We start from the raw sequence: 22,857 nt of genomic DNA, 5'->3' as shown, positions 1-22,857 counted from the left end.
TGGCTCCCCTCCGGGGGTGCCGGGCGGCCGCTGGGACGACCGAAAGTGATGCGGGTGGACGCGAAAGACATGGGTGCCGACCTCAAAGAGGTACTCATCACCAAGGAAGAGATCGACGCGAAGCTCGTGGAGCTCGCCGCGAAGATCGACGCGGAGTACGCGGGCAAGGACCTCCTGATCGTCGGCGTGCTCAAGGGCGCGGTGATGGTCATGGCGGACCTCGCCCGGGCGCTGTCCACCCCCGTCACGATGGACTGGATGGCCGTGTCGTCCTACGGCGCGGGCACCCAGTCCTCCGGCGTGGTGCGGATCCTCAAGGACCTCGACACCGACATCAAGGGCAGGCACGTCCTCATCGTCGAGGACATCATCGACTCCGGCCTGACCCTGTCCTGGCTGCTGTCCAACCTGGGCTCGCGCGAGCCGGAGTCGCTCAAGGTGTGCACCCTGCTGCGCAAGCCGGACGCCGCCAAGGTCGCCATCGACGTCGAGTGGGTCGGCTTCGACATCCCGAACGAGTTCGTCGTCGGTTACGGTCTCGACTACGCCGAGAAGTACCGCAACCTCCCGTTCGTCGGTACGCTCGCGCCCCACGTCTACGGCGGCTGAGCCAAACAGCCCAAGCCCTGTAAGACGATCGGGAACCCCAGCGGGTTTCGCGCCGTTGGAGCATGCAGACGGGTTCGCCAGCCCTCCCGTGCGGCTTCGGCCCACGATGCTGGGGTACCGTCAGAAGAACTGTCTTTATCAAACTCACTATGGCAGGAGGGACGGGGCGACACCGCTCCGTATGGATGGACGTGAAGCGATACTTCCGTGGGCCGGTCATGTGGATCGTGCTGGCCGTCCTTGCCGTGGTCGTGTTGATGCAGGTCGTCGGCTCGTCCGGCGGCTACAAGACGGTGGACACCGGCCAGGTCGTCCAGGCGATCAATGACAACAAGGTCGAACAGGCCAAGCTGACCACCGGCGACGAGCAGATCATCAAGGTCCAGCTCAAGGACGGCGAAAAGGTCGAGGGCAGCTCGAAGATCCAGGCGAGCTACATCGGCGACCAGGGCGTGGCCCTGGCCAACAACCTTCAGAGCAAGTTCGAGCAGAAGCAGATCCCCGACGGTTACACCGTCTCGCCGACGAAGCAGAACGCTTTCGTCGGGATCCTGCTCTCCCTGCTCCCCTTCGTGCTCATCGTGGTCGTCTTCCTGTTCCTGATGAATCAGATGCAGGGCGGCGGCTCCCGGGTCATGAACTTCGGGAAGTCCAAGGCGAAGCTCATCACCAAGGACACCCCGAAGACGACGTTCTCGGACGTCGCCGGCTCGGACGAGGCCGTCGAGGAGCTCCAGGAGATCAAGGAGTTCCTCCAGGAACCGGCGAAGTTCCAGGCGGTCGGGGCCAAGATCCCCAAGGGCGTACTGCTGTACGGCCCTCCCGGCACCGGCAAGACCCTGCTCGCGCGCGCCGTCGCGGGCGAGGCCGGTGTCCCCTTCTACTCGATCTCCGGTTCCGACTTCGTCGAGATGTTCGTCGGTGTCGGTGCCTCCCGGGTCCGTGACCTGTTCGAGCAGGCCAAGGCGAACGCCCCGGCGATCGTCTTCGTCGACGAGATCGACGCGGTCGGCCGCCACCGCGGCGCCGGCCTCGGCGGCGGTCACGACGAGCGCGAGCAGACGCTGAACCAGCTGCTCGTCGAGATGGACGGCTTCGACGTCAAGGGCGGCGTGATCCTCATCGCCGCGACGAACCGGCCCGACATCCTCGACCCGGCCCTCCTGCGCCCCGGCCGCTTCGACCGCCAGATCGCGGTCGACCGCCCGGACATGCAGGGCCGTCTGGAGATCCTCAAGGTCCACCAGAAGGGCAAGCCGGTCGCGCCCGACGTCGACCTGTCGGCCGTCGCCCGTCGCACGCCGGGCTTCACCGGCGCGGACCTGAGCAACGTCCTCAACGAGGCCGCCCTGCTCACCGCCCGCAGCGACAAGAAGCTGATCGACAACTCGATGCTCGACGAGGCGATCGACCGCGTGGTGGCGGGCCCGCAGAAGCGGACCCGGATCATGTCGGACAAGGAGAAGAAGATCACCGCGTACCACGAGGGCGGACACGCCCTGGTCGCGGCGGCCTCCCCCAACTCCGACCCGGTCCACAAGATCACGATCCTCTCGCGAGGCCGTGCTCTGGGCTACACGATGGTCCTGCCGGACGAGGACAAGTACTCGACCACGCGCAACGAGATGCTCGACCAGCTCGCCTACATGCTGGGCGGCCGCGCCGCCGAGGAACTGGTCTTCCACGACCCGACCACCGGCGCCGCGAACGACATCGAGAAGGCCACGGCGACGGCCCGCGCGATGGTCACGCAGTACGGCATGACCGAGCGTCTCGGCGCCATCAAGTTCGGTGGCGACAACACCGAGCCGTTCCTCGGACGTGAGATGGCTCACCAGCGCGACTACTCGGAAGAGGTCGCCGCGCTGGTCGACGAAGAGGTCAAGAAGCTCATCGAGAACGCGCACAACGAGGCCTGGGAGATCCTGGTCGAGAACCGCGACGTCCTCGACAACCTGGTGCTCCAGCTGCTGGAGAAGGAGACGCTGGGCAAGGAGCAGATCGCCGAGATCTTCGCCCCCATCGTCAAGCGTCCGCCGCGGCCGGCCTGGACCGGTTCCTCCCGGCGTACACCCTCCACCCGTCCGCCGGTGCTCTCCCCCAAGGAGCTCGCACTGACGAACGGCGCCAACGGCGCGACCCCGGCGATCACCACCGCCAAGTCCACCGCGTCGGAGCCGGCCACGGAAGCCGTTCCCGAGGAGCGCCCCGAGAGCTGACGCTCACCTGTCCCGCCCCGGTGCCCGCACCGGGACCGGAATGGATGCCGTGCCCCCCAGGTTTTAGCCTGGGGGGCGCGGCGTTTTTCGGCCGCGAGGGACTCTAGGAACGAGGCACCAGATGACCGACCCCGTGACGCTGGACAGCGAGGGCTCCATCGGCGAGTTCGACGAGAAGCGAGCCGAGAACGCCGTCCGCGAACTCCTGATCGCGGTCGGCGAGGACCCGGACCGCGAGGGGCTGCGGGAGACTCCGGGACGGGTGGCGCGGGCCTACAAGGAGATATTCGCGGGGCTGTGGCAGAAGCCCGAGGACGTGCTGACCACCACGTTCGACATCGGGCACGACGAGATGGTGCTCGTGAAGGACATCGAGGTGTACTCGACCTGTGAGCACCATCTCGTGCCGTTCCGGGGCGTCGCCCACGTCGGGTACATCCCGGCCACCAGTGGCAAGATCACCGGGCTGTCCAAGCTGGCCCGGCTCGTGGATGTCTACGCCCGCAGGCCGCAGGTGCAGGAACGACTCACCACGCAGATCGCGGACTCCCTGATGCAGATCCTGGAGCCCCGCGGCGTGATCGTCGTCGTGGAGTGCGAGCACATGTGCATGTCGATGCGGGGCATCCGCAAGCCCGGCGCCAAGACGCTCACCTCGGCGGTACGCGGTCAGCTGCGGGACGCGGCGACGCGCAACGAGGCGATGAGCCTGATCATGGCCCGCTGACGCGCGCCCGCCCGGTGAGGGGGCTTCACGCCGCCGACGCGGCCCCCGTGTTCCGGTCGTCGTCCTCCGGGAGCTTGCACACGCGCTCCAGGAAGATCGCCGCAGCTATCACCGCGATGCCCGCGAGGACCGAGAAGCCGGCGTAGATGGCCTGGTCGCGGCGGGCGGGGATGTCGAGGGACTCCAGGAGGAAGACGCCGGCGCCGCCGTACATGCCGGAGACGAGGGCGGCGACCAGGGCGCTGGCCTGGCCGAAGACGACCGCCCGGGCCGCCATCAGGGGGTCGACGCCCTTGGCCTCGGGGACGCGCTCGCGCTGGGCCTTGAGGCGGGCGCGCAGGGAGAGCGCCGTGGCCGTGAGGACCACGGCGATCAGGGCGAGGACGATGGGGGCGGCCAGCGGGACGCTGGGCAGGGTCCCGATCGAGTTCCACAGGCGGGCGCCCGCCCAGGACAGGAGTCCGGCCACGGCGAAGACGCCGGCCAGCAACCTGATGCGCAGCTCTCTCACGGTGCCCCTTCAGCTCCCCCGAGGTCCTTGGGCGGTCCCACGGACGGTGGTCGTCTTGACCTTAACGGCTATTCGGGCAGCCGGAGTTCCAGGTCCTTGCGGGCTTCCACGCCGTTTCGCGCGACCGAGTCGAGGAGTTCGGCGACCGGGCCGCGGCCGGGCAGCTGGGCCTCGGGCTCCACGTCGTGCCAGGGGACGAGCACGAACGCGCGCTCGTGGGCGCGCGGGTGCGGCAGGGTGAGGTGCGGATCGTCGGAGACCACGTCGGCGTACGCGACGATGTCGACGTCGAGGGTGCGCGGGCCCCAGCGCTCGTCGCGCACCCGGTTGAAGGCCTCCTCGACCGCGTGCGCCCGCTCCAGCAGGGAGGACGGGGGCAGCGTGGTCTTCAGCACGACCACCGCGTTGAAGTACGACGGCTGGCTGTCGGCGGCCACGCCCCACGGCTCCGTCTCGTAGACGGGGGAGACGGCCTTGATGCGGACGCCGGGCGTGTCCTCCAGGGCGTCGACGGCTCCCTGGAGGGTCTCCAGCCGGTTTCCGAGGTTGGAACCGAGGGAGAGCACGGCGCGCTTGGGGTTGTGGAGGGTGGTGTCGGCGGCGTCCACCCGCTGCACGACGGAGGCCGGCACCGGCTGTACGGTCGGGTCGCTGTGACCCGCGGCGAAGGACGCGGTCATACTCGGCTCCGGATGATGGTGACGGTCACGTCGTCGAAGGGCACGGTGATCGGTGCGTCGGGTTTGTGGACCCTGACCTCGACCTCCTCTACCCCCTGGTGCTTCAGACAGGCCTGGGCGATGCGCTCGGCGAGCGTCTCGATGAGGTTGACGGGCTCGCCCTCGACGACGGCCACGACCTCCTCCGCCACGATGCCGTAGTGCACGGTCTTCGTCAGGTCGTCGTCGGCGGCGGCGGGCCGGGTGTCCAGTCCGAGGACGACGTCCACGATGAAGGTCTGGCCCTCCTCGCGCTCCCTGGGGAACACCCCGTGGTGCCCGCGGGCCTTGAGGCCGCGCAGCGCGACACGATCCACGCGAATCACTCCTGCAATCGTCGGTGACGGCCGGTCCGACCGCGTGCGGCGGGTGACCGGCCTCGAACGAATCTACCTGCGAGCACGGACACGGCCGGGCCCACGGGGCGCGGGCCGGTGCCGGGGGCCGGAGGTTTCACCCTGTGTTTCCCCCGGGGAACCCGGCGGCTCACGGGTTGGTAGCCGCCCCTACCCAGGGGTTGGTGATTCCAACCACTTCTTGGTTCCGACGGGTTCAGGAGGGGGTGTCCTCGTCCTCGTCCTGGTCGTTCTCGGCCAGGACCGGGGAGGCGTGGTGGGACCACATCTTCCAGCCCTCGCCGGTGCGGCGGAACACGTTCGTCGCGACCACCAGCTGGCCGACCAGCGGGCCGAGCTCTCCGCCGCCCTCGGGCGCCGGGCCGCCGCTGAGGATGTTCTCGGTGCAGGTCACCAGGGCGGTGTCGCCGGTCACGGAGACGTGCACGTCGGTGAGGAAGAACTGGATGTAGTCGGTGTTCGCCATGATCAGCGCGTACGACCTCAGGACCTCGCCGCGCCCGGTCAGCACGGGCCAGCCGGGGTGCACGCAGGAGACCACGCCGACGTCGGCCGGGTCGTGGTAGGTCTCGTCGACGCCCAGGTCGGCAGGGGTGAGCCAGAGCGAGGACAGTTCCTCGAAGTCGCCGCGCTCCAGTGCCTCGTAGAAGGCGGTGTTGGCGGCTTCCACCTGCTCCACGTCGGTGTGGGGGGCGCTCACCGGGCTCCTTCCCCGCCGTTGTCCGCGGTGCTCGCGCCCTCGGTGCGCGCTCCTTCCACGGCGCGGGCGACCCGTACCGCGTCGGCCGTGGCGCGCACCTCGTGCACACGCACCGCCCAGGCGCCGGCGTGCGCCGCGAGCGCGGAGACGGCGGCCGTGGCGGCGTCGCGCTCCCGCGCGGGCGGCGGGGGCCCCTCGGGACCGGCGAGGACACGGCCGAGGAAGCGTTTGCGTGAGGCTGCCACGAGGAGGGGGTGACCGAGGCCGAGGAGGCGGTCGAGGTGGGCGAGGAGGACCAGGTCGTGCTCGGCGTCCTTGGAGAAGCCGAGCCCCGGGTCGACGACGACACGGTCGGGGGAGATGCCGCCCGCGAGGACGGCGTCCACGCGCGCGTGGAGCTCGTCGACGACCTCGGCGACGACGTCGGCGTAGACGCCCCTGACGTTGCCGCCCTCCAGGAAGCCGCGCCAGTGCATGACGACGAAGGGGGCGCCCGCCTCGGCGACGACCGGGATCATCGCGGGGTCGGCGAGGCCGCCGCTGACGTCGTTGACGAGGACCGCGCCGGCGGCGAGGGCCTGTTCGGCGACGCGGGCGCGCATGGTGTCGACGGAGACGGTGACGCCCTCGGCGGCGAGGCCGCGGACGACGGGGACGACGCGCCGGAGCTCCTCGTCCTCGTCCACGCGGGTGGCGCCGGGGCGGGTGGACTCGCCGCCGACGTCGACGAGGTCGGCGCCCTCCTCGACGAGGGCGAGGCCGTGCTTGACGGCGGCCGTGGTGTCGAACCAGCGGCCGCCGTCGGAGAAGGAGTCGGGGGTGACGTTGACGACCCCCATGACCGCGCAGCGGTCCCATTCCGGAAGGCCGGCGACGCGCCCGCGTCCGCTCTGCTTGCTCATGCGTTCAGCCTAGGCCCAGCGTGTGGCCGCGGGGCCGCGCGGCCCGGACGGAAGCCCCCGGGCTGGAGGAGGGGCGGGGCTTCCGGCCGGGCCTGTCCCGGAGCGGCCGGTCACGCCGCTCGTACGTCCCGTTCGGCGACCGCGTGGGCACACGTGCGTGCGGGGTGCGAGCGGCGGCGCAGGAAGCGCGGCAGCGGCAGGGCCAGGTTGACGAAGCCCTCCGCCTGCATGGCGGCGAAGCCGATGCGCGGGAGGTCGCCGGAGGCCCGGTAGACGACGAAGCGGGGTTCCCAGCGGGGCTGGAACTTCGCGTTGAACTTGTACAGGGACTCGATCTGGAACCAGCGGGACAGGAACACCAGCAGGCCCCGCCAGGCGCGCAGCACCGGCCCCGCGCCGATCTTCTCGCCGCGCGCCAGGGCCGAGCGGAACATGGCGAAGTTCAGCGACACGCGCGTGATGCCGAACTTCGGGGCCGCCTGGAGGGCGGCGACGATGAGCAGTTCGTTCATACCGGGGTCGGCGGCCCGGTCCCGGCGCATGAGGTCGAGGGAGGCGCCGTCGGTGCCCCAGGGCACGAAGTGCAGGATCGCCTTGAGGTCGCCGTACGGGCCGGGCTGGTCGTCCGCCTTGTGGGCGGTGGCGATGAGACAGTCGCCGTCGGCGAGGTCGCCGATGCGGCCCAGCGCCATCGAGAAGCCGCGCTCGGTGTCGGTGCCGCGCCAGTCGTCGGCGGCCTGGCGGATGCGCTGCAGCTCGGTCTCCCCGAGGTCACGGACGCGCCGTACCCGGGTCTCGTAACCGGCCCGCTCGATGCGCTTGACCATCTGGCGGACGTTGCGCATCGCGCGGCCGGCGAGCGAGAAATCCGCTACGTCCACCACCGCCTCGTCGCCCAGTTCGAGGGCGTCCAGGCCGGTCTCGCGGGTCCACACCTCGCCGCCGGTCTCCGAACAGCCCATGACGGCGGGCGTCCAGGAGTGTGCCTTGGCCTCGTCCATGAAGCGCTCGATGGCGCCCGGCCAGGCCTCCACGTCGCCGATGGGGTCGCCGCTGGCGAGCATCACACCGGAGACGACGCGGTAGGTCACCGCGGCCTTGCCGCTGGGGGAGAAGACGACGGCCTTGTCGCGGCGCAGCGCGAAGTGGCCGAGGGAGTCGCGGCCGCCGTGCTTGGCCAGCAGGGCCCGCAGCCGGCTCTCGTCCTCCTCCGTGAGGTGGGCGGCCGGGTGTTCGGGGCGGAAGGCGAGGTAGATCGTCGTGATCGCGGTGAGCAGGCCGAGGGCGCCCAGGGAGGCGCCGACGGTCCACGAGGTGTCCCCCTGGTAGTCGACGGGGCCTTCGAAGCCGAAGAGGCCGTACAGGACGTGCGTGAGGCGATCGGCCAGGCTGGGGTCGCCGACCATGCGGTTCGGGTGGACGCTGACGATGATCAGCCCGAGCACGAGGGAACCGGCGCCCATCAGGACGAAGTTGGCGAGCGCGCGCCAGCGGCTGCGCGGGTCGGGCAGCGCCCTGAACTGGTCGCGGTGGCGCAGCAGCGGCGCGAGCAGGGCGAGCGAGATGGCCGCGCCGACCAGCGAGTGGCGGTACGTGAACTGCGCCAGCGCGCCCGCCGGCAGCAGTGCCACGGCTGCCCGCCAGGCCCGGCGCTTGTGGCGCCTGAGGCCGTGGGCGAGCAACAGCAGCAGCACGCCGGTGCTGAGCGAGAGCGCGGCCGCGAACGGGCCGAGCGCGCCGGGCAGCACCTCGGCCAGGGTGTGCATACGGCTGTGCCGGAAGCGTGGGAAGACGCCGGCGGCGATGTCCAGAAGGCCTACGAGAGCGCAGGCTCTGGCGACGAGGACGGGGACGGCCTCGGGGCGCGGGCCGTGCAGGGCACGCCGCAGCCGTGTTGATCGGATCGGAACCCCGCCCGACATTTCCTCATCTGTCCTGACAGACATCGCATCCCGTGGTTCTGCGAGTGAACTTTGGATCCGGAGCCCCGATTCGGGCATCCGGCGACATTGCGCCCTCTAGGACGGTGTCTCGTGAGGAGAGGTTCACTCATCTCTTCAAAGCCGTTTCAAAGGCCGAGGAAAGCGAAAGCAAGCAATGAGTCTCACGAGCAACAACACGCTGGTGCTGGCGGTTCTGGCCGCCCTGGCGCTGTTCGCCGGCACGGTGTGGCTCTGGCCACGGCTGGCGCGCCGGAGCTGGCGGTCCGTCAGCGGCCGGGTCGGGCTGCTGCTCGCGACGCAGCTCGCGCTCTTCGTGTCGGTGGGGCTCCTCGCCAACCAGGCCTACGGCTTCTACGCCTCCTGGGCGGACCTGTTCGGCCGGGAGACCGACCAGGGGGTGGTGGTCGACCACACTCCGGGCGACCGTGCGAGCGGGCCGCTGAGGGTGACCGAGGTCGGGGACGTGCCCGGCAGGGCCGGTTTTCGGCCGTCGTCGGTGGGGCAGGTCCAGAAGGTCGACATCGTCGGCCCCACCTCGCACATCGCCAGTCCCGCGTACGTCTATCTGCCGCCGGAGTATTTCCAGGCCCGCTATCGGACCCGCACCTTCCCCGCGGCCGTCGTGCTGACCGGTTATCCGGGTACCGCGAGAGCGCTGGTGGACAAACTCCACTATCCGCGCACGGCCCTGGAACTCACCAAGGACGGCCGTATGCAGCCGATGATCCTGGTGATGCTGCGGCCGACGGTGGCGCCGCCGCGCGACACCGAGTGCGCGGACGTTCCGGACGGTCCGCAGACCGAGTCGTTCTTCGCGAAGGACCTCCCGGAAGCGGTGACCGAGCACTACAGGGTGGGCAGGGAACCGGGGAGCTGGGGGATCATCGGGGACTCCACGGGCGGCTACTGCGCGCTGAAGCTCGCCATGCACCACCCCAAGGTGTACGCGGCGGGGGCGGGTCTCTCGCCGTACTACAACGCCCCCGTCGACCCCACCACGGGCGATCTCTTCCACGGCGACAAGGCGCTGCGCGACCGCGCGAACCTGTGGTGGTGCCTCAAGCACCTGCCCGGGCCCGACACCTCACTGCTCGTCAGCAGCAGCAAGGTGGGCGAGACGAACTACAAGGACACGTTGAAGTTCATAGAGCGGGTGAAGGCGACGGAAACGACACGGATCTCGTCGATCATCCTGGAAAGCGGCGGGCACAACTTCAACACCTGGCGGCGGGAGATCCCGGCGACCTTGCAGTGGATCAGCGGGCGTCTCGGTGATCGATGAGCCGAATTCGGTGGCCGTTCCGATTCCTGATGTCGTGTGAAGGCCACGGGGTGGCTGTGTTTTTACGGGGCGGGGCACCATGGTTCGCCTACTCGCGGTAAGTTTCTGGCCATGCCACGTGGACGTCACCGCCATTCCCCGCCCTTGCACAGGCTGCTGCCTCCGTCGGCGATCGCAGGCGTCTCCCTCGTCTGCGCCTTCGGCCCCTGGGTGTTCTCGCAGCAGGCCGTGCTGCGCGTGATAGCCGCCTTCGCCGCGGCGGTCGCGGTCGTCGGGGCTGCCGTCATGCGCCGCTGGGACGCGCAGGCGGGCAAACAGGTCGCCGACCTCACGCGCGCGCGTGCGAGCGACGAGTGGCGGCACGAGGAGCGGGTCGCCGAACTGGAGACCGACCTCGAGGAGTCGCGGGAGCTGCGCGTCAAGCTGGAGCAGCGGCTGCGGGCCAAGCGCGCGGAGCTGGCGGGGCTGCGCAACGAACACGCGGCGCTGCTGCGGCGGTACGCCACCGCGGAGACCGAGCGCGCGAGCGCGCTGGAGGGCCGCCGGCTGCTGGAGATAGAGGCCGCCCCGGACCGTGCGCTGCCGCCGGCGGCGCGGGGCGGGGCGGAGCCCCTGGCGGTGGCTGCCGGGGCGCGGGACGAGACCGGGGCGGAGGCTTCGGAGCCCGCCGAGGCCAAGGCCGAGGATGTCGCGGAGGGCGCCGAGACCGCGGAGACCGCCGAGGAGGCGCCGAAGCGGCCCGCGATCTTCTCCCCGGAGGGTTCCCGGTTGTTCCTGCGGGCGAACGCGGCGCTGAAGCGGCTCGACGAGGGCGGCGACGGGGCCACGAGGACCGAGGCCGTCGCGGAGGCGCGCCCCGAGGCCGACGCGGAGACCGCGGCGGAGCCCGCGAAGGGCGAGCCCAAGGCCGGCCGCCAGGGTTCGCCGGCCACGCACAAGGACACGCCGGCCGACCACGAGGCCCAGCCGGTGAACGCCGGTTCCGCCCCGGCGGACGCCGTCGGCACCGAGGCGGAGGCCGCGCAGGAGGACGAGGCGCGGGGGAAGCCCGAGGCGGCCGACGGGCATGAGCGCGCGGCCGCCACGACCACGGGCAGAGCCGCCCAGGCCCAGCAGCAGCCCGCCGGGCACTTCATCGCGCCGACCGCGGTGGCGGTCGTGCCCACGGCTCCCGAGCGGCGTCCCCGGGTCGAGGGCGGCTTCGACTTCTTCGGCACGAAGTCGGGTGCCTCGCGCGACGCCCTGGAGGCCGTGCAGAACGAGGACCTCGCCGACGTGGTCGGCCAGGAGGCCCTCGCCCTGCACAAGGCGGAGTCGGAGGCGGAGTTCAAGCCGGCCGACGAGGAGTCGCGGGGCGTCGGCCAGGTCATCGACCTGACGGCCCACGACGAGACGGAACAGATCAACCTGCAGGGACTGCGCAGCGCGGTCTCCTGACGGACGTACGGCCGCTCGTGAGGGGCACGGTCAGACCATCCACCGGTCGGGCCGTGCCCCTTTCCGTCCCGTCCGCGACCTCTCCGCCTGTGCCCCGAGCAGCTCCGCGGCCTCCTGCGCGTCCCTCAGGCGGGCCGTGACGGTCTTGTTCGCGCCCGTGTCCACATGCACGTCGGCGACCCGCCACAGCCGCTCCCAGGGCCCCTGGGTGAGCCGTACGCTCTGGACCTTCGCGTGCGGGACGAGCGCCAGGCTCCGGCGCAGCAGCCCCTGGCGGGAGGCGAACACCGCGTCGGTGACGGCGAGTCCGTGACCGCGCCACCACACGGGCACGCACCGGCCGGCCCGCCGAGGGGGCCGTGACAGCTCCGACAGCGGCGGCACGGTCACTCCGGGCAGCACGCGCGCGACGACCGCCTCGGCGAGCTCGCGCGGAGCGACCGGCACCAGCACGGAGTTGGAGGACCCGGCCACGTCCAGCTCGACCCGCACCCAGCCGCGCCGCCGCCACAGCAGCGGCTCCACGATCCGTACGGTCTGCACCCGCCCCGGCGGCACCGTCTCGTGGGTGCGGTCCAGGAGGCCGTGGTCGATGCGCAGCCCGTCCGGGGACTCGCCCACCGTCCAGTCGTACTCGGAGACGAACCGCCCCACGCTGCTCGCCCCCGCCGCGCCGAGCAGCGGCACGGCGGTCGCCAGGACCGTCCACAGGCTGTGGGTGGCCCACCACAGCAGCGGCGGTACGACGAGGGCGGCGACCAGCGCGCCCCAGGTGGCGCCCGTCAGCACGAGGGAGAGCGCGAGATCGCGCGGGGGCGTGCGCATCAGCTCGCGCGCCGGGGCCTCGCCGACCTCGTGCGCGGTCTCGGGGGCGAAACCGGCGGCGCGCGCGAGGAGTTCCGCGCGCAGCGCCCGCGCCTCGCGCTCCCCGAGGAAGGCCAGCTCGTCCTTCTTGTCGGTGCCGACGACGTCCAGCCGGAGCTTCGCGACACCCGCCACGCGCGCGAGGAGCGGCTGGGTGACGTCGATCGCCTGGATCCGCTCCAGGCGGATGTGCGCGGTGCGCCGGAACACCAGCCCGGTCCGGATGCGCAGTTCGGTGTCGGTCACCGCGAAGTGGGTGAACCACCAGGTGAGAAAGCCGTACAGGGCCGCGGCCGGGATGACGACGGCAAGGGCGATCAGCAGGGCGGTGGTCGTCAGCCGGGTCAGCTGGCGCTGCGCCTGGTCGGGGTCGTGCAGGGCCCACCCGATGACGACGGCGACCGGCGCCCACGCCCGCCTGAGCGGCGTTATGGGATGCAGCCGCCGCTCGGTGACGGACTCCCTGTCCGGCTTCTCCTGTACGGCGTCGTCGACGCCCGGCGTGGTCACAGGCCCGCCGATCGGGCCTCGCCGAGTTCGGTGAGCCGGTCCCGCAGCCGCTCCGCCTCGGCCGGGTCGAGGCCGGGGATGGTCGCGTCGGTCGCCGCGGCGGCGGTGTGCAGCTGGACGCTGGCCAGCCCGAAGTGCCGCTCCACGGGCCCGGAGGTGACCTCCACCAGTTGCATGCGGCCGTACGGCACGACGGTCTCCTCGCGCCACAGCACACCCCGGCTGATCAGCAGGTCGTCCGCGCGCTCGGCGTAGCGCCAGGAGCGCCAGTTGCGGCCGAGTACCACCCAGCCCCAGCCCATGAGGGCGAGCGGCACCAACGCGAAGGCCGCCCAGACGGGCCCGCACAGCAGCCCGAGCAGCACGCCCAGGCCCACCGCGAGCAGTCCCAGCCACACCACCAGCAGCAACCGGCGCATCCGCAGCAGCCCCCGCGGCAGCCCGGTCCACACCGGTTCGTCGCCCGCGACCTCTGTGCCCTGCCCGCTCCCCGTCTCCATGAGGCCAGCGTACGTAGGAGAGACTGTGTCCATGACTCCTACGACGGAGACCACGGTCGGCATCGGCGGCGCCGCGGAGAGCACCGACATGGTGCTCAACATCGGACCGCAGCACCCGTCCACGCACGGCGTGCTGCGCCTGAGGCTGGTCCTGGACGGCGAGCGCATCATGAGCGCGGAGCCGGTGATCGGCTACATGCACCGCGGCGCGGAGAAGCTCTTCGAGGCGCGCGACTACCGCCAGATCATCATGCTCGCCAACCGCCACGACTGGCTGTCGGCCTTCTCGAACGAGCTGGGCGTGGTCCTCGCCGTGGAGCGGATGCTCGGCATGGAGGTCCCGCAGCGGGCCGTGTGGACGCGCACGCTGCTCGCCGAGCTCAACAGGGTGCTGAACCACCTGATGTTCCTGGGCTCGTATCCGCTGGAGCTCGGCGGCATCACGCCGGTCTTCTACGCGTTCCGGGAGCGGGAGGTCCTCCAGAACGTCATGGAGGAGGTCTCCGGCGGCCGGATGCACTACATGTTCAACCGCGTCGGCGGCCTCAAGGAGGACCTGCCGGCCGGCTGGAGCACACGCGCGCGTGCGGCCGTCTCCGCCGTGCGCTCGCGCATGGACCGCTTCGACGACCTGGTGCTCGGCAACGAGATCTTCCGGGGGCGCACCAGGGACGTGGGCGTCCTCGCCCCGGAGACCGTGCACGCGTACGGCGTCAGCGGGCCCGTCGCGCGTGCCTCGGGCGTCGACTTCGACCTGCGCCGCGACGAGCCCTACCTCGCCTACGGGGAGCTCCAGGACACCCTGAAGGTGGTGACCCGCCAGGAGGGCGACTGCCTCGCCCGCTTCGAGGTCCTCCTGGAGCAGACCCACAACGCCCTGGACCTGGCCGACGCCTGCCTGGACCGGCTCGCGGAACTCGAACCCGGGCCGATCAACCAGCGGCTCCCGAAGGTCCTCAAGGCGCCCGAGGGGCACACGTACGCGTGGACCGAGAACCCGCTCGGCATCAACGGCTACTACCTCGTCAGCAAGGGCGAGAAGACCCCGTACCGGCTGAAGCTGCGCTCCGCGTCCTACAACAACATCCAGGCCCTGGTCGAGCTGCTCCCGGGCACGCTGGTCGCGGACATGGTGGCGATCCTGGGGTCACTGTTCTTCGTGGTCGGGGACATCGACAAGTAGTCCGTCCACGCCGACCGGCTGGAGCAGCCAGCCGAAGTCGCCGAGCCCGCCCGGCGCGGTGAGTTCGGCGGCCTCTCCGGCGCGCGCGAGGGCGCGTACGTACTCCGCTGGGTGCGTGGACGCCAGCGTGAGCGGGGGGCGTGCGCCTGCGATGCCCAGGGCGCGCAGGGCATCGCGCTGGGTCAGCACGCGCCCTCCGGGAAGCGCGCACGCGTCCAGCGCCACATGGGCCGTGAGGTCGCAGGAACCGTCCGGCACGGGTGCGCACTCGCGCCCCTCACGGAAGCCGGTGAGCGTCCCGAACAGGGGGCGCGAGGACGCCGTGTGCGCGTAGTCGACGGCGACCGCGAGCCCCCGCCCGACCGTCGCGACCGCCGAAGCCCACGCCTCGTCCCGGGGCAGGCCGATCTCGGCCCGCAGCCCCTCCTCGGCCGGCAGCGGCCACCACCGGTCCAGCCACTCGGCCTCCGCGCCCAGGACCGGTTCCCCGAGACGCTCGCGGCCGTCGCGCCGTACGAGAACCCGTCGCGGCTGGCCCGCGGAGTCCGTCTCGGCGATCTCCACGGGTACGTTGTCCAGCCATTCGTTGGCGAACAGCAGCCCGGTGATGTTCTCCGGGGGCTCGGACCGCCACTCGATCCGGTGATCGAGGTCGGCGGGGCGGTCGGCGACGTCGACGGCGTACACGCGTGTGCGTGCGTTCACCTCGGCGGGCAGCGCGGCGAGGACGCCCGCGGCCAACTCGCCCCGCCCCGCCGCCATGTCGACGAAGTCGAGCCGGGCCGGCCGGCCGAGCGTCTCGTCGAGGCGGCACAGCAGCCGGGCCACCGCCTCGGCGAACAGCGGAGAGGCGTGCACGGACGTACGGAAGTGTCCGGCGGGCCCCTCCGGCCTGCGGTAGAAGCCGTCCGGGCCGTACAGGGCGGCCTCGGCGGCGGCCCGCCAGCCGGTCCAGCCCGCCGCCGCCCCGGTCGTAGTGTGATCGGTCACGCCGTCAGGCTAGGCGCACCGGGGAACAGGCCCTCCACCTTGGGGAGTACGCGCGGTCGGCAGGGATCGGTCCTCCGGTTGACCCCTGCACGCATCACGCTTCCCTACGCTGGGTTACGTGCAGCGCCTCTATGACTTCCTCCGCAGGCACCCGACAGGGGTCGACGTCTTCTGGGCCGTCATCCTGCTCGGGATCTCGCTCGCGAGCGAAACCGCCCGTGGGGAGTACCAGGGGACCCGGTCCCCGATGGCGATCGTCCCGATCGTCCTGCTGCTGTGCCTGGTCATCGCGCTGCGCAGACTCATGCCGGAGCGGATGCTGCTGCTCGCCATCGGGCTCGGTGCGGCGCAGGTGGTACTGGACGTGGAGACCACGTCCGCCGACTTCGCCTTCCTGGTGATCGTCTACACCGTGGCCGCCACGGGCACCCGCTGGGCGTCCCGGCTGGCGCTGACGATCGGGCTGTGCGCGGCCCCCGTCGCGCAGCTGCGCTGGCCGAACGAGAACACCGGTGCGCTCGGCAATGTCGCGCTCATGATCTTCCAGGCCGTGCCGTTCGCCCTGGCCTGGGTGCTCGGCGACTCGATCCGCACCCGCCGCGCCTACTTCGCGCAGCTGGAGGAGCGCAACGCCCGCCTGGAGAAGGAGCGCGAGGCGCAGGCCAAGGTCGCCGTCGCCGCCGAGCGCGCCCGCATCGCCCGCGAACTGCACGACGTCGTCGCGCACAACGTGTCCGTGATGGTCGTCCAGGCCGACGGCGCCGCCTACGTCCTCGACGCCGCGCCCGACCAGGCGAAGAAGGCGCTGGAGACGATCTCCTCCACCGGCCGCCAGGCCCTCGCCGAGATGCGCCGCCTGCTGGGCGTGCTGCGCACCGGCGAGCACCAGGAGGGCGGCGAGTACGTCCCGCAGCCCGACGTCGAGCAGATCGAGGACCTCGTAGAGCAGTGCCGCGGCTCCGGGCTCCCCGTCGACTTCAAGATCGAGGGCACCCCGCGCCCGCTGCCCAGCGGCGTCGAGCTCACCGCGTACCGCATCGTGCAGGAGGCGCTCACCAACACCCGCAAGCACGGCGGCCCGAACGCGGGCGCGAGCGTGCGCCTGGTCTACTTCGACGACGGCCTCGGCCTGCTCGTCGAGGACGACGGCAAGGGCGCCCCGCACGAGCTGTACGAGGAGGGCGGCGCCGACGGCGCGGGTCACGGCCTGATCGGCATGCGCGAGCGCGTCGGCATGGTCGGCGGCACCCTGGACGCGGGCCCCCGCCCCGGCGGAGGATTCCGCATCAGTGCGCTGCTGCCGCTCAAACCAGCGCATTGACGCCGCCGCACGCCCCCTGTTGACACCTGTCACGCCCCCTGACCACCCGACGCCGCCACACCGCCGCCCACCGGCCGCACGAACCCCGGCCACCCGCCGTACGAGCCCGGCCACCCGCTGTACGACCCCGAGAAAACGGAAGAGGACCGATGACGATCCGCGTGATGCTCGTCGACGACCAGGTGCTGCTGCGCACCGGGTTCCGGATGGTGCTCGCAGCCCAGCCGGACATGGAGGTCGTCGCGGAGGCGGGGGACGGTGTGGAGGCCCTTCAGGTGCTGCGCTCGACCGCCGTCGACGTCGTCCTGATGGACGTCCGCATGCCGAAACTCGACGGCGTGGAGACCACCCGCCGCGTCTGCTCGGAGCCCGACCCGCCGAAGGTGCTGATCCTGACCACCTTCGACCTCGACGAGTACGCCTTCTCCGGGCTGAAGGCGGGTGCCTCCGGCTTCATGCTCAAGGACGTGCCGCCCGGCGAGCTGCTCACCGCGATCCGTGCCGTGCACAGCGGTGACGCCGTGGTCGCCCCCTCGACGACCCGGCGGCTGCTCGACCGGTTCGCGCCCATGCTGCCCACCACCGCCAAGGAACCCCGGCACCAGGAGCTGGAGCGGCTCACCGAGCGTGAGCGCGAGGTCATGATGCTGGTCGCGCAGGGGCTCTCCAACGGGGAGATCGCGGCCCGGCTGGTGCTGTCCGAGGCGACGGTGAAGACCCATGTGGGCCGCATCCTGACCAAGCTGGGACTCAGGGACCGGGTGCAGGTGGTGGTCCTCGCCTACGAGACGGGGCTGGTGCGCGCGGGCGGGCAGGGCTGAGACGACGGGCGGGGCTTGAGACACCGGGCGGGGCTGAGACACCCGGTGGGGCTGAGACACCGGGCGGGGCTGAGACACCCGGCGGGGCTGAGACACCGGGCGGGCTCCTCGGAGCGGCTACCTCAATATCCCTTCCAGGAAGTCGCTGCCCAGCCGCGCCACCACGGTGACGTCCAGCTGGTGCAGGACGTACCGGCCGCGGCGCCGGGTGGTGATCAGGCCCGCCTTCTTCAGGACGCTCAGGTGCCGGGATATCTCCGGGGCGGTCATGCCGTGCACCTGGGCGAGCTCGCTGGTCGTGCAGGCGCTGCGGGCCAGATGGCGGCACAGGCGCATCCGGACGGGGTGGGAGAGCGCGGTCAGCCGCAGGGCCAGCTGCTCGACCGAGGGCGGGGAGGCGAGCTCGGGGGAGCCGACCGGGTAGTGCAGGGCGGGCTGCCAGCCGTACCGGTGCAGGACGCTCAGATGCGGCCAGCCCAGGCTTGTCGGGATCAGCAGCAGACCGCCCTCCGCGGTGGCGCTGTGTCCGATGCCCAGCTTGTCGACCGTGATCCGGCCCGCCGCCTCGTCGAGCGTCACCGCGGGGGACACCGCGGTCAGCGCCTCCGCGAGGCCCTTGCGGCGCAGCAGGTCGATCTTGTGGCGGGCGTCCGCCGCGAGCTGGTGGCGCAGCCGGGACCAGGTGTCCGCGAAGAACGCCTCGTCGCAGTCCTGCGCGAACTGCCGGAACCAGGCCCGGATCCGCGGCGGGTCGGCCAGCAACCGCTCGGCGAACCGCACCTGTTGCGGCCCGCGCGACGCCGCCAGCTCCAGCGCACGCCGGCGCAGCGCGCGGTCGGAGAGCACACTCGGGCTCTGCGAGGAGTACGGCAGCGCGCAGGTGAACTCCAGTGCCGCGTCCACGAACTGCTCGTCCGTCAGTTTGTCGAGCAGGTCCAGGTCCTCGCCGATGGTGGCCCCGGGGAGCGTGGACCTGCCCGCGACGCCGGCGAACGGCATGAACAGGTCCGAGAACGTCGTCCGCCACAGGAAGTCCGCCTCGCACATCCGGTCGGCCAGATGCGGGTCGAGCCGGGCCGTCACACCCGTCACCCAGGCCTGGAGTCCCGGATGGTGCCCCGGCTCGGCCAGCGCGTGCAGCGCCATGCAGAGCCCGGCCAGGGGGGACGGCACGACGGCGACCCTCTCCGGCCGCAGCCCCGCGATGTCGATGCGCACGCTCATGCCCACATGGTGCACCCGGCCACTGACAGCGCCGTCGTCGATTGACAGGGGCCGTCAATCGACGCGACGCGACGCGGCAGCCCTGGCGCCGCAGTCCGGGGGATGGGCATCACCAGCACCTCCTCGGCACCTGCCGTGCCGGGGCCTCGGCACCCCCGTCCGCCCGCGCCCGGCACCCACGACGTGCGGGTAATGCGCGATCTGCGCGAGTACCGGCGGTTCCGGGCGGTCCTGGTGGGGCGCCGCGCCTTGGGACGGGGGGCGGCATGTGCACCGGCAGGCCCGCCCCGGCTGCCGACCTCACCCACAGCCTGTGGACAACCGGACGCCCCTCCGACCGATCGCGTTAACATGACGAGAAATCGTCCGGTACCCAGATGCGGACTGGAACGGGAAGGCCACCGTCGCGTGAGTACAGCCCCACAGCCAGACAGCAAGGACCGCCCCGCGCGGCTCACCGTCGGCGTCGTAGGCGCCGGCCGGGTGGGCCCGGCGCTCGCCGCGTCCCTCCAGCTCGCCGGGCACCGCCCGGTGGCCGTCTCCGGAGTCTCCGACGCCTCCCGGCGACGGGCCGCCCTGATGCTCCCGGACGTCCCGCTGGTCGCCCCCGCGGACGTCCTGCAGCGTGCCGACCTGGTGCTGCTGACCGTCCCCGACGACACCCTGCCCGGACTCGTCGAGGGGCTCGCCGAGACCGGGGCGGTGCGGCCGGGGCAGCTGCTCGTGCACACCTCCGGACGGTACGGCGCGAAGGTCCTGGACCCCGCCCTGCGCGCGGGCGCGCTGCCGCTGGCCCTGCACCCGGCGATGACCTTCACCGGCACCCCCGTGGACGTCCAGCGCCTCGCCGGCTGCTCCTTCGGCGTCACCGCGCCCGAGGAGCTGCGGCTGGCCGCCGAGGCCCTCGTCATCGAGATGGGCGGCGAGCCCGAGTGGATCGACGAGGAGATGCGACCGCTCTACCACGCGGCCCTCGCCCTCGGCGCCAACCACCTGGTCACGCTGGTCGCCCAGGCCATGGAGCTGCTGCGCTCGGCCGGCGTCGAGGCGCCCGACCGGATGCTCGGCCCGCTGCTCGGCGCCGCCCTCGACAACGCCCTGCGCTCCGGCGACGCGGCCCTCACCGGCCCCGTCGCGCGCGGGGACGCCGGGACCGTCGCCGCGCACGTCACGGAGCTGCGCAAGCACGCCCCGCAGACCGTCTCCGGCTATCTGGCGATGGCCCGCGCCACCGCCGACCGGGCGCTCGCCCACGGACTGCTGAAGCCGGAGCTCGCCGAGGACCTCCTCGGGGTACTCGCCACCGGGACCGACGGCGCCGAGGGAGACGCCCGATGACCACGACCCTGCTGCGCACCGCCGGCGAACTGCACGCACGCACGCGCGTGGGCCGCCGGGCCGTCGTGATGACCATGGGCGCCCTGCACGAGGGCCACGCCACCCTGATCCGCACCGCGCGCGAGATCGCGGGGCCGGACGGCGAGGTCGTCGTCACCGTCTTCGTGAACCCCCTCCAGTTCGGCGCGGGCGAGGACCTCGACCGCTACCCGCGCACCCTGGACGCCGACCTCAAGATCGCCGAGGACTCCGGCGCCGACGCCGTCTTCGCGCCCTCCGTCGACGAGGTCTACCCCGGCGGCGAGCCCCAGGTGCGCATCAGCGCGGGCCCGATGGGAGAGCTCCTGGAGGGCGCCTCGCGCCCCGGCCACTTCGACGGCATGCTCACCGTCGTCGCCAAGCTGCTCCACCTCACCCGCCCCGACATCGCCCTCTACGGCCAGAAGGACGCCCAGCAGCTCGCCCTGATCCGCCGGATGGTGCGCGACCTGAACTTCGGCGTCGAGATCGTCGGTGTGCCCACCGTGCGCGAGGACGACGGCCTGGCGCTGTCCAGCCGCAACCGCTACCTCAAGCCCCGGGAACGACACACGGCGCTCGCCCTGTCCCGGGCCCTGTTCGCGGGCCGCGACCGGCACGCGGCACAGGAGGCGCTGCGGGCCCGGGCCCGCGAAGTGCCCGCCACACACGCGCGTGCCGAGGCCCTGAGCGCCCTCGGCGAGTCCCGCGCGGCCGCCGACGCGCACGCCGTCGCCAAAGCCCTGCCGGGTGCCCCCTCGGCCGTCCGCGCGGCGGCCCGCCTGATCCTGGACGACGCCGCCCGCCAGGACCCGCCGCTCACCCTGGACTACCTCGCGCTCGTCGACCCGGCCGACTTCAGCGAGATCGACGACGACTTCACCGGCGAGGCCGTCCTAGCCGTCGCCGCCCGGGTGGGGACGACCCGGCTGATCGACAACATCCCCCTGACCTTCGGAGCCGCCTCGTGACCACCACCGGCATACGACTGCACGCGCCCGCGCCCGGTTGGTCCATCGACGCGGACGTCGTGGTGGTCGGCTCCGGCGTCGCCGGCCTCACCGCTGCCCTGCGCTGCGAGGCCGAGGGGCTCAGGACCGTCGTCGTCACCAAGGCCCGCCTCGACGACGGCTCCACCCGCTGGGCGCAGGGCGGCATCGCCGCGGCCCTCGGCGAGGGCGACACCCCCGAACAGCACCTGGACGACACGCTGGTCGCGGGCGTGGGCCTGTGCGACGAGGAGGCCGTGCGGATCCTTGTCACCGAGGGACCCGACGCCGTACGCCGGCTGATCGCGACCGGCGCGCACTTCGACGAGTCCGAGGCGGGCGACCTGGAGCTCACCCGCGAGGGCGGACACCACCGTCGCCGGATCGCGCACGCGGGCGGCGACGCCACCGGCGCGGAGATCTCCCGGGCGCTCGTCGAGGCCGTACGCGCGCGGGGCCTGCGCACGATCGAGAACGCACTCGTGCTCGACCTGCTGACCGACGCCGACGGCCGTACCGCGGGCGTCACCCTGCACGTCATGGGAGAGGGCCAGCACGACGGAGTGGGCGCCGTGCACGCCCCCGCGGTCGTCCTCGCGACCGGCGGCATGGGCCAGGTGTTCTCCGCGACCACCAACCCGTCCGTGTCCACCGGTGACGGCGTGGCGCTCGCCCTGCGCGCGGGCGCCGAGGTCAGCGACCTGGAGTTCGTGCAGTTCCACCCCACCGTGCTGTTCCTCGGCCCGGACGCGGAGGGACAGCAGCCGCTGGTCTCCGAGGCCGTGCGCGGCGAGGGCGCCCACCTGGTCGACGCCGACGGCGTGCGCTTCATGGTCGGCCAGCACGAACTGGCCGAGCTGGCGCCCCGGGACATCGTCGCCAAGGGCATCACGCGCCGCATGCAGGAGCGGGACGCCGAGCACATGTTCCTCGACGCCCGGCACTTCGGCGCCGAGATGTGGGAGCACCGCTTCCCGACGATCCTCGCCGCCTGCCGCGCCCACGGCATCGACCCGGTCACCGAGCCCATCCCGATCGCACCGGCCGCCCACTACGCCTCCGGCGGTGTACGCACCGACTCCCGGGGCCGTACCACCGTCCCGGGTCTGTACGCGTGCGGCGAGGTCGCCTGCACCGGTGTGCACGGCGCGAACCGGCTCGCCTCCAACTCGCTCCTCGAGGGCCTGGTCTACGCCGAGCGCATCGTGGCCGACATCGCGGCGGTCCAGAAGGCGAACGGCCTCCACGCGCGCGTGCCGGTACCCGTCGAGCGCCCCGAGACGCCCGCCCACCCGCTGCTCGCCCCCGAGGCCCGCTTCGCGATCCAGCGCACCATGACGCGCGGCGCGGGTGTGCTGCGCTCGGCCGCGTCCCTGACCGGCGCGGCGGACGCCCTGCACCAGCTGCACGCCGACGCCCGCGACGCCCTCGCCGAGAACGGCAAGACGGCCGAGCCCGGCGTCGACACCTGGGAGGCCACCAACCTCCTGTGCGTGGCCCGTGTCCTGGTCGCCGCGGCCCTGCGGCGCGAGGAGACGCGCGGCTGCCACTGGCGCGAGGACGAGCCCGACCGCGACGACACGGCATGGCGCCGCCACATCGTCGTACGGCTGAATCCCGACCGGACCCTCGCCGTACACACCACCGATACCGCAGACTTCCCCCCGACCCGGCAGCCCCTTCAGGAGCAGTGA

21 protein-coding genes are annotated in these 22,857 nt (G+C 72.2%); 11 read left to right on the top strand and 10 right to left on the bottom strand.

Annotation, left to right across the window (positions count from 1 at the left end):
- The first annotated feature begins 48 nt into the window (after positions 1-48).
- The 3 genes from hpt to folE all read left to right on the top strand — a co-directional run bounded on the left by hpt (position 49) and on the right by folE (position 3,555).
- Entirely contained in the window at positions 49-609 is a 561-nt protein-coding gene (hpt, locus tag ACFYZ8_RS19930) for a hypoxanthine phosphoribosyltransferase (RefSeq protein WP_020122574.1), read from the top strand.
- 185 nt (positions 610-794) lie between these two features.
- A complete protein-coding gene (gene ftsH, locus ACFYZ8_RS19925; protein WP_388537425.1) occupies positions 795-2,828 on the top strand; it encodes an ATP-dependent zinc metalloprotease FtsH in 2,034 nt (677 codons plus the stop codon).
- A gap of 121 nt (positions 2,829-2,949) precedes the next feature.
- Complete coding sequence (gene folE, locus ACFYZ8_RS19920) at positions 2,950-3,555, top strand: GTP cyclohydrolase I FolE (protein WP_359030796.1); 606 nt, start codon at positions 2,950-2,952, stop codon at positions 3,553-3,555.
- A gap of 25 nt (positions 3,556-3,580) precedes the next feature.
- Here the strand turns inward: folE and ACFYZ8_RS19915 are convergent, their stop codons facing one another.
- The 6 genes from ACFYZ8_RS19915 to ACFYZ8_RS19890 all read right to left on the bottom strand — a co-directional run bounded on the left by ACFYZ8_RS19915 (position 3,581) and on the right by ACFYZ8_RS19890 (position 8,665).
- Entirely contained in the window at positions 3,581-4,066 is a 486-nt protein-coding gene (locus tag ACFYZ8_RS19915) for a DUF3180 domain-containing protein (protein ID WP_359030797.1), read from the bottom strand.
- Between the two features lie 68 nt (positions 4,067-4,134).
- Positions 4,135-4,746, bottom strand: a complete 612-nt coding sequence (folK, locus tag ACFYZ8_RS19910) for a 2-amino-4-hydroxy-6-hydroxymethyldihydropteridine diphosphokinase (protein WP_388537423.1) — start codon at positions 4,744-4,746, stop codon at positions 4,135-4,137.
- Entirely contained in the window at positions 4,743-5,102 is a 360-nt protein-coding gene (folB, locus tag ACFYZ8_RS19905) for a dihydroneopterin aldolase (RefSeq protein WP_359030799.1), read from the bottom strand. Before folB ends, folK begins: the two co-directional genes overlap by 4 nt.
- Positions 5,103-5,337: 235 nt before the next feature.
- A complete protein-coding gene (locus ACFYZ8_RS19900) occupies positions 5,338-5,841 on the bottom strand; it encodes a nuclear transport factor 2 family protein (RefSeq protein WP_359030800.1) in 504 nt (167 codons plus the stop codon).
- On the bottom strand, positions 5,838-6,743 hold the full coding sequence (gene folP, locus ACFYZ8_RS19895) for a dihydropteroate synthase (RefSeq protein WP_388537421.1): 906 nt from the start codon (positions 6,741-6,743) through the stop codon (positions 5,838-5,840). Before folP ends, ACFYZ8_RS19900 begins: the two co-directional genes overlap by 4 nt.
- 110 nt (positions 6,744-6,853) lie before the next feature.
- The gene (locus tag ACFYZ8_RS19890; RefSeq protein ID WP_388537419.1) at positions 6,854-8,665 is read right to left on the bottom strand and encodes a phosphatidylglycerol lysyltransferase domain-containing protein; all 1,812 of its coding nucleotides are present in this window, start codon (positions 8,663-8,665) and stop codon (positions 6,854-6,856) included.
- 175 nt (positions 8,666-8,840) lie between these two features.
- Here ACFYZ8_RS19890 and ACFYZ8_RS19885 point away from each other — a divergent pair, with 175 nt between their 5' ends.
- Positions 8,841-9,968, top strand: coding sequence for an alpha/beta hydrolase-fold protein (locus ACFYZ8_RS19885; protein ID WP_359030803.1), 1,128 nt, complete (start codon positions 8,841-8,843; stop codon positions 9,966-9,968).
- A 111-nt stretch (positions 9,969-10,079) separates the two neighbouring features.
- The gene (locus ACFYZ8_RS19880) at positions 10,080-11,405 is read left to right on the top strand and encodes a hypothetical protein (protein WP_388537417.1); all 1,326 of its coding nucleotides are present in this window, start codon (positions 10,080-10,082) and stop codon (positions 11,403-11,405) included.
- A gap of 30 nt (positions 11,406-11,435) precedes the next feature.
- On the opposite strand, the gene ACFYZ8_RS19875 is transcribed toward ACFYZ8_RS19880, so the two are convergent.
- Positions 11,436-12,779: a PH domain-containing protein gene (locus ACFYZ8_RS19875; RefSeq protein ID WP_359030805.1), complete on the bottom strand. Its 1,344-nt coding sequence runs from the start codon at positions 12,777-12,779 to the stop codon at positions 11,436-11,438.
- A complete protein-coding gene (locus tag ACFYZ8_RS19870) occupies positions 12,776-13,279 on the bottom strand; it encodes a PH domain-containing protein (protein WP_359030806.1) in 504 nt (167 codons plus the stop codon). The genes ACFYZ8_RS19875 and ACFYZ8_RS19870 overlap by 4 nt, the downstream gene beginning before the upstream one ends.
- Positions 13,280-13,310: 31 nt before the next feature.
- Here ACFYZ8_RS19870 and ACFYZ8_RS19865 point away from each other — a divergent pair, with 31 nt between their 5' ends.
- A complete protein-coding gene (locus ACFYZ8_RS19865) occupies positions 13,311-14,462 on the top strand; it encodes an NADH-quinone oxidoreductase subunit D (RefSeq protein ID WP_359030807.1) in 1,152 nt (383 codons plus the stop codon).
- Here the strand turns inward: ACFYZ8_RS19865 and ACFYZ8_RS19860 are convergent.
- Positions 14,427-15,452, bottom strand: a complete 1,026-nt coding sequence (locus ACFYZ8_RS19860) for an SAM-dependent methyltransferase (RefSeq protein ID WP_388537415.1) — start codon at positions 15,450-15,452, stop codon at positions 14,427-14,429. The two genes, ACFYZ8_RS19865 and ACFYZ8_RS19860, sit on opposite strands and share 36 nt — an antisense overlap.
- Positions 15,453-15,570: 118 nt before the next feature.
- On the opposite strand from ACFYZ8_RS19860, the gene ACFYZ8_RS19855 reads away from it, so the two are divergent.
- Both ACFYZ8_RS19855 and ACFYZ8_RS19850 read left to right on the top strand, forming a co-directional pair.
- On the top strand, positions 15,571-16,773 hold the full coding sequence (locus ACFYZ8_RS19855; RefSeq protein WP_359030809.1) for a sensor histidine kinase: 1,203 nt from the start codon (positions 15,571-15,573) through the stop codon (positions 16,771-16,773).
- Positions 16,774-16,922: 149 nt separating this feature from the next.
- Positions 16,923-17,594, top strand: a complete 672-nt coding sequence (locus tag ACFYZ8_RS19850; protein ID WP_359030810.1) for a response regulator transcription factor — start codon at positions 16,923-16,925, stop codon at positions 17,592-17,594.
- A gap of 117 nt (positions 17,595-17,711) precedes the next feature.
- Here ACFYZ8_RS19850 and ACFYZ8_RS19845 read toward each other — a convergent pair whose 3' ends face one another.
- Positions 17,712-18,818 (bottom strand): DUF5937 family protein, encoded by a 1,107-nt coding sequence (locus tag ACFYZ8_RS19845; protein WP_388537413.1) that lies wholly within the window; start codon positions 18,816-18,818, stop codon positions 17,712-17,714.
- A 408-nt stretch (positions 18,819-19,226) separates the two neighbouring features.
- Here ACFYZ8_RS19845 and ACFYZ8_RS19840 point away from each other — a divergent pair, with 408 nt between their 5' ends.
- The 3 genes from ACFYZ8_RS19840 to ACFYZ8_RS19830 are packed head-to-tail and all read left to right on the top strand — an operon-like array spanning position 19,227 to position 22,857.
- The gene (locus ACFYZ8_RS19840) at positions 19,227-20,156 is read left to right on the top strand and encodes a DUF2520 domain-containing protein (protein ID WP_359030812.1); all 930 of its coding nucleotides are present in this window, start codon (positions 19,227-19,229) and stop codon (positions 20,154-20,156) included.
- Complete coding sequence (gene panC / locus ACFYZ8_RS19835; RefSeq protein ID WP_359030813.1) at positions 20,153-21,145, top strand: pantoate--beta-alanine ligase; 993 nt, start codon at positions 20,153-20,155, stop codon at positions 21,143-21,145. Before ACFYZ8_RS19840 ends, panC begins: the two co-directional genes overlap by 4 nt.
- On the top strand, positions 21,142-22,857 hold the full coding sequence (locus ACFYZ8_RS19830; RefSeq protein ID WP_388537411.1) for an L-aspartate oxidase: 1,716 nt from the start codon (positions 21,142-21,144) through the stop codon (positions 22,855-22,857). The genes panC and ACFYZ8_RS19830 overlap by 4 nt, the downstream gene beginning before the upstream one ends.

The sequence above is a fragment of the Streptomyces sp. NPDC001668 genome (assembly GCF_042893155.1).
In the GTDB taxonomy this organism is placed as follows: Bacteria; Actinomycetota; Actinomycetes; order Streptomycetales; family Streptomycetaceae; genus Streptomyces.
Note: the sequence above shows the minus strand (reverse complement) of the source record. Positions and strands in the feature narration are given on the sequence as shown.

Bases quoted from the DNA above. Each gene is read 5' to 3' on its own strand.
- ACFYZ8_RS19850 (WP_359030810.1), top strand. From the start codon at position 16,923: ATGACGATCCGCGTGATGCTCGTCGACGACCAGGTGCTGCTGCGCACC.
- ACFYZ8_RS19845 (WP_388537413.1), bottom strand. From the start codon at position 18,818: ATGAGCGTGCGCATCGACATCGCGGGGCTGCGGCCGGAGAGGGTCGCC.
- ACFYZ8_RS19890 (WP_388537419.1), bottom strand. From the start codon at position 8,665: ATGTCGGGCGGGGTTCCGATCCGATCAACACGGCTGCGGCGTGCCCTG.
- panC (WP_359030813.1), top strand. From the start codon at position 20,153: ATGACCACGACCCTGCTGCGCACCGCCGGCGAACTGCACGCACGCACG.
- folP (WP_388537421.1), bottom strand. From the start codon at position 6,743: ATGAGCAAGCAGAGCGGACGCGGGCGCGTCGCCGGCCTTCCGGAATGG.
- hpt (WP_020122574.1), top strand. From the start codon at position 49: ATGCGGGTGGACGCGAAAGACATGGGTGCCGACCTCAAAGAGGTACTC.
- folE (WP_359030796.1), top strand. From the start codon at position 2,950: ATGACCGACCCCGTGACGCTGGACAGCGAGGGCTCCATCGGCGAGTTC.
- ACFYZ8_RS19870 (WP_359030806.1), bottom strand. From the start codon at position 13,279: ATGGAGACGGGGAGCGGGCAGGGCACAGAGGTCGCGGGCGACGAACCG.
- ACFYZ8_RS19865 (WP_359030807.1), top strand. From the start codon at position 13,311: ATGACTCCTACGACGGAGACCACGGTCGGCATCGGCGGCGCCGCGGAG.
- ftsH (WP_388537425.1), top strand. From the start codon at position 795: ATGGACGTGAAGCGATACTTCCGTGGGCCGGTCATGTGGATCGTGCTG.
- ACFYZ8_RS19880 (WP_388537417.1), top strand. From the start codon at position 10,080: ATGCCACGTGGACGTCACCGCCATTCCCCGCCCTTGCACAGGCTGCTG.
- ACFYZ8_RS19885 (WP_359030803.1), top strand. From the start codon at position 8,841: ATGAGTCTCACGAGCAACAACACGCTGGTGCTGGCGGTTCTGGCCGCC.
- folK (WP_388537423.1), bottom strand. From the start codon at position 4,746: ATGACCGCGTCCTTCGCCGCGGGTCACAGCGACCCGACCGTACAGCCG.